The organism is Mesorhizobium sp. M7A.F.Ca.CA.002.09.1.1, assembly GCF_003998555.1.
Taxonomy (GTDB): Bacteria; Pseudomonadota; Alphaproteobacteria; order Rhizobiales; family Rhizobiaceae; genus Mesorhizobium; species Mesorhizobium ciceri.
In genome coordinates this window covers 1-7579 of sequence record NZ_RZRR01000186.1, presented here as the reverse complement: position 1 = coordinate 7579, position 7579 = coordinate 1, and the positions used below count along the sequence as shown (strand labels likewise).

At 62.8% G+C, this 7579-nt stretch carries 7 protein-coding genes; 1 reads left to right on the top strand and 6 read right to left on the bottom strand.

Annotated elements, in window-relative coordinates:
- The 6 genes from EN994_RS10980 to EN994_RS10955 all read right to left on the bottom strand — a co-directional run.
- Positions 1-659 (bottom strand): ABC transporter ATP-binding protein (locus EN994_RS10980; protein ID WP_164745868.1); only part of this gene is annotated, 659 nt, incomplete at its 3' end.
- Entirely contained in the window at positions 659-2254 is a 1596-nt protein-coding gene (livM, locus tag EN994_RS10975) for a high-affinity branched-chain amino acid ABC transporter permease LivM (RefSeq protein ID WP_013529093.1), read from the bottom strand. The genes EN994_RS10980 and livM, both read right to left, overlap by 1 nt.
- A gap of 4 nt (positions 2255-2258) precedes the next feature.
- Complete coding sequence (locus EN994_RS10970; protein WP_013529092.1) at positions 2259-3161, bottom strand: branched-chain amino acid ABC transporter permease; 903 nt, start codon at positions 3159-3161, stop codon at positions 2259-2261.
- 334 nt (positions 3162-3495) lie between these two features.
- Positions 3496-4497, bottom strand: a complete 1002-nt coding sequence (locus tag EN994_RS10965) for a 4-hydroxyproline epimerase (protein ID WP_013529091.1) — start codon at positions 4495-4497, stop codon at positions 3496-3498.
- A gap of 32 nt (positions 4498-4529) precedes the next feature.
- Positions 4530-5762, bottom strand: a complete 1233-nt coding sequence (locus EN994_RS10960) for an FAD-binding oxidoreductase (RefSeq protein WP_082826562.1) — start codon at positions 5760-5762, stop codon at positions 4530-4532.
- A gap of 148 nt (positions 5763-5910) precedes the next feature.
- Complete coding sequence (locus EN994_RS10955) at positions 5911-6804, bottom strand: dihydrodipicolinate synthase family protein (protein WP_024502892.1); 894 nt, start codon at positions 6802-6804, stop codon at positions 5911-5913.
- A gap of 69 nt (positions 6805-6873) precedes the next feature.
- Between EN994_RS10955 and EN994_RS10950 the strand changes: the two genes are divergently transcribed.
- Complete coding sequence (locus EN994_RS10950) at positions 6874-7566, top strand: GntR family transcriptional regulator (RefSeq protein ID WP_050596296.1); 693 nt, start codon at positions 6874-6876, stop codon at positions 7564-7566.
- Positions 7567-7579 lie beyond the last annotated feature (13 nt).

Here is a 7579-nt window from a genome sequence, read left to right as displayed (position 1 = left end):
ATGTCGATCAGCAGCTCGTTGAGCGCCGCCGATTCCTTCGGATTGAGGCCGGCCGCCGGCTCGTCGAGGCACAGAAGCTCGGGTCCCGTGCACATGGCGCGAGCGATCTCGAGACGGCGCTGCGCGCCATAGGGCAGGTCGCCGGCCGGGTCGTCGGCACGGTCGACAAGATCGGCCTTTTCCAGCCAATGCTTGGCGAGCTCCACCGATTCGGCCGAGGCCTTGCGATAGCCGCTGAAGCCGAACAGGCCAAGCACCGTGTAGCCCGATGCCTTCATCAGTTTGTTGTGCTGGGCGACCAGCAGGTTCTCCAGCAGGGTCATGCCGGAGAACAGGCGGATGTTCTGGAAGGTGCGCGCCACCTTGGCGCGCGCCGGGATTTCATGGTTGGGCAGCCGCTCGAGCAGGAAGGTCGAACCATCGTTCCGGTTGAGCGTGATCATGCCTTCCGAGGGCTTGTAGAAGCCGGTGATGCAATTGAACACCGTGGTCTTGCCGGCGCCGTTGGGGCCGATCAGCGCGGTGATCTCGCCGCGCTTGGCGGCGAAAGACAGATCCCCGATGGCCACCAGGCCACCGAACTTCATCGACAGATGATCGACCTGAAGGATAGCGTCGTTCATGCCCGAAGCGGCTTTCTGAACAGGGTTCGCATTCATCAGCCGTGTCCTTCCTTGGTGAAGGAGCTTGAGACGGCCTTTCGCTCCTTCAGGAAGGCGGTTGGTTCACGACTGCCGACGAAGCCGCGCGGCTTCCACAGCATGACGATGACCATGGCCATGCCGAACAGCAGCATGCGGTAGAGTTCCGGTGTGAAGTCCGGTCCGAAGACCTGCTTGAGGAAGTCGAGTTCGCGCAACGCCTCGGTGCCGCCGATCATCACCATTGCGGCGACCGCTATGCCGACCAGCGAGCCCATGCCACCGAGAACCACGATGGCCAGGATGATGGCCGATTCCAGGAAGACGAAGGATTCCGGGCTGACGAAGCCCTGCCGTGCGGCGAAGAATGCGCCGGCGAAGCCGCCGAACATCGCACCCGTGGCAAAGGCCGTAAGCTTCGTGGTGGTGGTGTTGATGCCGAGCGAGCGGCAGGCGATCTCGTCCTCGCGCAACGCTTCCCAGGCACGGCCGACCGGCATGCGCCGCAGCCGGATGGTGACGAAGGCTGTCAGCAGCGCCAGCGCCAGGATCAGGTAATAGAGGAAGATCTTGTAGTAGGCGCTCGATGTCGCCAGATGCAGCACCTTGGCGACGTAATTGGGGTCCGACACGTTGAAGGTCATCAGGCCGAAGAAGGTGACCTTCGGGATGCCGGAAATACCGGCTGAACCGTTGGTGACTTCCCGCCAGTTGATCAGCACCAGGCGGATGATCTCACCGAAAGCCAAGGTGACGATCGCCAGGTAATCGCCGCGCAGGCGCAGCACCGGGAAACCGAGCAGCACGCCCCAGAAGGCGGCCATGGCGCCGGCGGCCGGCAAAAGGATCCAGAACGACAGGCCGTACTGCGTGCCGAGCAGCGCATAGGCATAGGCGCCGACCGCGTAGAAGGCGACATAACCGAGGTCGAGCAGGCCGGCGAGGCCAACGACGATGTTCAGGCCCCAGGCCAGCATCACATAGATCAGGATCTGGATGCCGAAATTGTCGACCCATTTCAGCGAGCCTTGCAGTCCGCCGACGAACGACCAGGACATCAGCGACAGGATCGCCACCACCAGGATCGGATAGAGGATCAGCGCGGCAATGCCGAGTTTGGTGAAGTTGGCATGAATGAAGCCGCGGAAATAATAGATCACGCAGGCCAGCACATAGATGACCGACAAGGCGCGCAGGAACTGCAGATAGCCCGCCGGCTCCGCTCCCACCCATCCGACGAGAGAGCTGTTGACCGCAAACAACACCACCGCCGCGACCAAGGCCACGATGAAGGCCGGCAACTGGAAGAAGCGTGACGCCACGCTGGCCGGCAGCAGGCCGGTGGCGACGTCGGTGATCTTCTGGTTGGCCAGGAAGGGCTGTCCATAGGCGACATAGAGGAAGCGCCCGACAGCCGTGGCGATAACCACGGCGGCAAGCAGGCCCCAGCGTGTCGTCAGGACCAGTTCATTGGAAATGTTCTGGCCGGTCTTCAGGCCGATGAACAGCACGAACAGGCCAAACGATATGGCAGCGGCATAGAGCGCCTCACGCAATGCGCGCTGCATGGGGGTGGCGACGGTGTCGCGCTCCGGAGATACGGTGACGGCCATAGTCTCAGACCTTTTCGACTTCTGGCCGGCCCAATATGCCGGAAGGCAGGAAGATCAGCACGATGGCCAGGATCGAGAACGCCGCGACATCCTTGTAGTCGATCGAGAAATAGGCCGACCACATGCTCTCGATGAAGCCGATCATCAACCCGCCGACCACCGCGCCCGGCAGCGAACCGATGCCGCCCAGCACCGCCGCCGTGAAGGCTTTCACGCCCGGCGTGAAACCATCCGAGAAGGCAATGACGCCGTAATACATCAGGAACAAAGTGCCGGCGACCGCGGCAAGGGCCGCACCCATGATGAAGGTGATCGAGATGGTACGGTCGACATCGATGCCGAGCAGCGCCGCCATCTTGCGGTCCTGCTCACAGGCCCGTTGCGCTCGTCCAAGCGAGGTCTTGTTGACCAGATACCAGAACAGCGCCAGCAGCAGCGCCGTGACGACGACGATGATGATCTGCTTCAGCGACACGCTGATGCCGTTGATGTTGTAAACCTGGCTGACCATCGGCGGGATCGGCTTGTTGCGGGGACCCTGCGTCACCTGGACGAAGTTCGACAGCGCGATCGACATGCCGATGGCAGTGATCAGCGGGGCCAGTCGGAACGAACCGCGCAGCGGCCGGTAGGCCACCTTTTCGATCGTCCAGTTGTAGAGGCTGGTGAGCAGCATCGCCACGATCATCATGATCAGCAGCGCCAGCACAACCGGCACGGAATAGAACAGCGCGCCAAGGGCGAGGAAGACGATCAGTGCCGTGAAGGCACCCACCATGAAGATGTCGCCATGGGCGAAATTGATCATACCGATGATGCCGTAGACCATCGTGTAGCCGATCGCGATCAGCCCATAGATCGATCCCAGCGTCAGCCCGTTGATAAGCTGCTGGACAAAGTACTGCATGTGTACATGGCTCCCCTGGAATGTCGCCCATGCAGACGCATTCCTTTTCGTATTTCCCCTAGTCGTAAAGTTTCGAGCCCGGATTGCAACGTCATTTTTCAATCGTCATGCGTGTTTTCGAAGCACGCCGCCCGATTGCCCGTTTTCCATCATCCGACCCCTGGACTATCGCGGACCCTACCATTGGCATAACGCAATGTCTTTGACGATTCGACCGCATCATGCGCCCCGTTTCGAAGAAATCGCCGTCAAAATTAGGTGATGAAAGGAATCCTTGCGTTTTTGGCACGATCCATTTTTCAGGTCGTTGCTTTCCGCAAGGTCAGGATTCCCATCACTTGACAACAAACCCGTGCGCGAACGGGTCGCGGTCGTCGATGAAGATGGTGTTCAGTCCGGTCATGCGCGCCCAGCCGCCGATCGAGGGAATGATGGCCGGCTTGCCGGCCACGCTGACATCCTTTTCGACCTTGCCCTTGAACAGCGAACCGATGATCGATTCATGCACGAAGCTGTCTCCGGCCTTGAGTTTGCCCTTGGCATGAAGCTGCGCCATGCGCGCCGAGGTGCCGGTGCCGCAGGGCGAGCGGTCGATCGCCTTGTCGCCGTAGAACACGGCATTGCGGGCATCCGCCCCATCCACCGTCGGCGCACCGGTCCACAGCATGTGCGACAGCCGGTTGATGCCAGGATTTTCCGGATGCACGAAGGAATATTTCTCGTTGAGCCGCTGCCGCACCACCGGGCTCCAGGCGATGAAGTCGCCCGCCGAATGATCGGCCATGTCGCGATAGTTCTCCTGCGGTTCGACGATGGCGTAGAAGTTGCCGCCATAGGCGACGTCGACGGTGATTTCACCGAGCCCAGGGCATTCGACCGTCAGCCCCTCGGCATGGAGGAAGGATGGCACATTGGTGATGCGCACCTCCTCGACATAGTCGCCGACCTGCTTGTATTCGGCGACGACCAGCCCGGCCGGCGTGTCGAGCCTGAGCACGCCCGGCGTCTTTGGTTTGATCAGTCCGTGCTCGATGGCCATCGTCACCGTACCGATCGTGCCATGGCCGCACATCGGCAGGCAGCCGGAGGTTTCGATGAACAGGATGGCGATGTCGCAATCCTCGCGCGTCGGCGGATAGAGAATCGAACCGGACATCACGTCGTGGCCGCGCGGCTCGAACATCAACCCGGTGCGGATCCAGTCATATTCGGCCAGAAAATGCGCACGCCGCTCCATCATCGTCGCGCCCTGCAACAGCGGGCCGCCGCCGGCGACCAGCCGCACAGGATTGCCGCAGGTGTGGCCGTCTATGCAGAAGAAGGATTTCTTGGCCATGACGCTCCTCGAAAATCAAAAACCCGAAAAAATCAAAATCGTTGCGGACTGAAGGGGGCCAGATCGATCGGCGGAGTCTGCCCCAGGACAAGATCCCTGATCAACCGTCCGGTGGCCGCCGCCTGGGTCAGGCCGAGATGGCCATGGCCGAAGGCATAGACCACCGACCGCTTTCCCGGCGCGCCGCCGATGACGGGCACTGAATCCGGCAGCGAGGGGCGGAACCCCATCCATTCGCGCCCGCCCGAGGGATCGAGCCCCGGCAGGAATTTCTGTGCCTTCTGCAGCAGCGCCTTCGACCTGGCATAATTGGGCGGCCGTTCGATGCCGCCGAGTTCGACGGCGCCGCCGACGCGCAGACCCGTTTCGAGCGGCGTGACGACGAAACCATGGCCGGAGAAGATCAGCATCCGCTTCACGTCGAAGGCACTCGTGGGCAAGGTGGTGTTGTAGCCGCGCTCGGTCTCCAGCGGAATGCGATCGCCGAGTTGCTTAGCCAGCAGATGCGACCAGGCGCCGGCGGCGACGACGAGGTGCCGGGCCTCTCTGGTCGTGCCGTCTGCCAACGTCAGCGTCGCTCCATCCTGATCCGCCGCGACTTGGCTGATCCGGACCAGCTCAAAGCGAGCGCCCTTGGCCTGCGCATAGGTCCACACCGCTTTGCCCAGCAGTTTCGGGTCGGCGACCGTCTTCCATCCCGGCACGAACGTGCCTTTGATGAAGCGCGGCGACAGGCCCGGCTGCAAGGCGGCCAGTTCCTCGCCCTCGACGTGGCGGAAACCGATGCCGAAACGCTTACGCGCCGCCCAGCCGGGCAGCCCGGCCTGAAATTCGGCTTCGCTTTCGTAAAGCTCGAGCGAGCCATCCTCGCGCAGCATCGACCGCGTGCCGGAGCGATCGAGCAAGCCCATCCACTCCGCCTCGGCAAGCTTCATCATGCCTGCTTGAGCGGCAAGGCTCGCCTCGTATTTCCCCGGCGCACCGGCGCGCCAGAAGCGGATCAGCCAGGGCAGAAGCGTCGGCAGGTAGGCGGGCGGGATGCTGAGCGGGCCGAGCGGATCGGCCAGCCATTTCGGCAGCTGCCGCATCATGCCCTTGTGCGCCAGCGGCAGCACGTCGGAGAAGGCGAAGGCGGCGGCATTGCCCGAGCTCGTCACCTCGCAAATGCCTGTGCGATCGAAGACGGTGACCCTGCGTCCCGCCTCAGCGAGAGAAGCAGCGGCACAGATACCGATGATGCCGCCACCGACGATGGCTATGTCCAACCCTTCTCCCCGTTCACGGGGAGAAGGCGCCCGAAGGGCGGATGAGGGGCTGCGCCCCGCTTCTGTCGACTTGGAATTTCCTTGCACGTGGGCGCTGCCCCTTATCTGGCTGCCACCATCTTCTCCCTGCGAACAGGAAGAAGAAGCCTCAGAACTGCGGCAGTGTCGGCCGCACCGCGAGCGCATCCTTGACGATCTTCTCGACGGACTTGCGGCGATCGCCAGACAGCGGCTGTCGCGGCATGCGAACGCGGTCATTTGTGTTGATCGCGAACACTTCGGCAAGCTTGATGTTTTGGACCAGATAGGTCGAGACGTCGAGATCGAGCAGCGGCCGGAACCAGCGGTAGATGCCGAGCGCCTCTTCGCGGCGACCCTGCTTCATCAGCTGGTAGATGGCGACCGTCTCGCGCGGGAACGCGGTGACCAGTCCGGCCACCCAACCGATGGCGCCGACCGACAGCGCCTCGAAGGCCAGATTGTCGACGCCGGTGAACAGGTCGTAGCGAGTGCCCAGGCGATTGATGATCTCGGTCGAACGACGGATGTCGTCGGAGGATTCCTTGATCGCGACAAAGCGCTCGTCCGACGCCAGCTCCTCCATCTGGTCGACGCTGACGTCGACGCGGTAGGCAAGCCGGTTGGAGTAGATCATGACCGGCAGGTCGCCAGCCTGCGCGACCGCGCGCAGCGCCGCGACCGTCTCTTCCGCATTGGTGTGGTAGATCGGGCTCGGCACGACCATCAGGCCGTTGGCGCCTTCCCGGCTCGCGCGCTTGGCGATGCTGGCGGCCTCGCGTGTGCCGGCCTCGTTGACCGTCAGCAGCACCGGCTTCTTGCCGGCGACCTTTTGTGCGGTCTTCAGCACCTCGATCTTCTCATCGGGCGACAGCATCGGCCCCTCGCCGAGCGATCCGCAAACGATGATGCCGTCGCAGCCAGCTTCCATCTGCAGGTTGAAGCAGCGCTCCATCTCGGCATGATCGAGGCGATCATCCGCGGTGAATTTGGTCGTGACGGCAGGAAAAACTCCGGTCCACATGATCATCTCTCCATCTGATATATCACTGGTATATCTATTAACAAACCCGCTGTCAATGCGGAATCCGTTATGATATATTCAAGATATATCAGGAGAGCGCATTTGATATCCACGGCAGCAAGCACCTCGGCGGAGCCGGCCGCGACCAGGGCCTACCATGTGCTCGAGCACATGATCGTCACGCTCGAACTGGCCCCGGCAAGCTTCGTCACCGAGGGCGCCCTGATCGACAGGCTCGGGCTTGGCAGGACACCGGTGCGCGAGGCGATCCAGCGGCTGGCCTGGGAAGGGCTGCTCGACATCAGGCCGCGCGCAGGCATCGCCATCGCCCCGCTGCATCCCGGCGACTGGCTGCGCGTGCTCGACGCGCGTCGCGGCGTCGAGGTGGTGCTGGCCCGCTCGGCCGCCCGCTTCGTCACCCGCGAGGCCGCCGACCTGTTTCACGAAGCAGCGCTTGCCATGCAGAAAGCGGTGATCTCGGGCAACGTGCTTGCCTTCATTCAGGCCGACAAGGCACTTGACGAAGCGTTGGCACTGGCTGCCGACAATCCCTTCGCCGCCCGTTTGGCCGCCCCGTTGCAGACCCACAGCCGCCGCTTCTGGTTCCGCTACAAGGCCGAGACCGGTCTTGCCGAATCCGCCGAGCACCATGTCGCGCTGATCCGCTCGATCCTTGCCGGCGACGAGGAGGCCGCGGCCAAGGATGCCAAACGCCTGATGGCGCTGCTGCGCGGCCACGCCGAAACGGCGGCGACGCGCTGAGCGTCTTTTAATC

Excerpts from the sequence above, each read along its gene's own strand:
- livM (WP_013529093.1), bottom strand. The coding sequence starts at position 2,254 with ATGGCCGTCACCGTATCTCCGGAGCGCGACACCGTCGCCACCCCCATG.
- EN994_RS10950 (WP_050596296.1), top strand. The coding sequence starts at position 6,874 with ATGATATATTCAAGATATATCAGGAGAGCGCATTTGATATCCACGGCA.
- EN994_RS10965 (WP_013529091.1), bottom strand. The coding sequence starts at position 4,497 with ATGGCCAAGAAATCCTTCTTCTGCATAGACGGCCACACCTGCGGCAAT.
- EN994_RS10955 (WP_024502892.1), bottom strand. The coding sequence starts at position 6,804 with ATGTGGACCGGAGTTTTTCCTGCCGTCACGACCAAATTCACCGCGGAT.
- EN994_RS10970 (WP_013529092.1), bottom strand. The coding sequence starts at position 3,161 with ATGCAGTACTTTGTCCAGCAGCTTATCAACGGGCTGACGCTGGGATCG.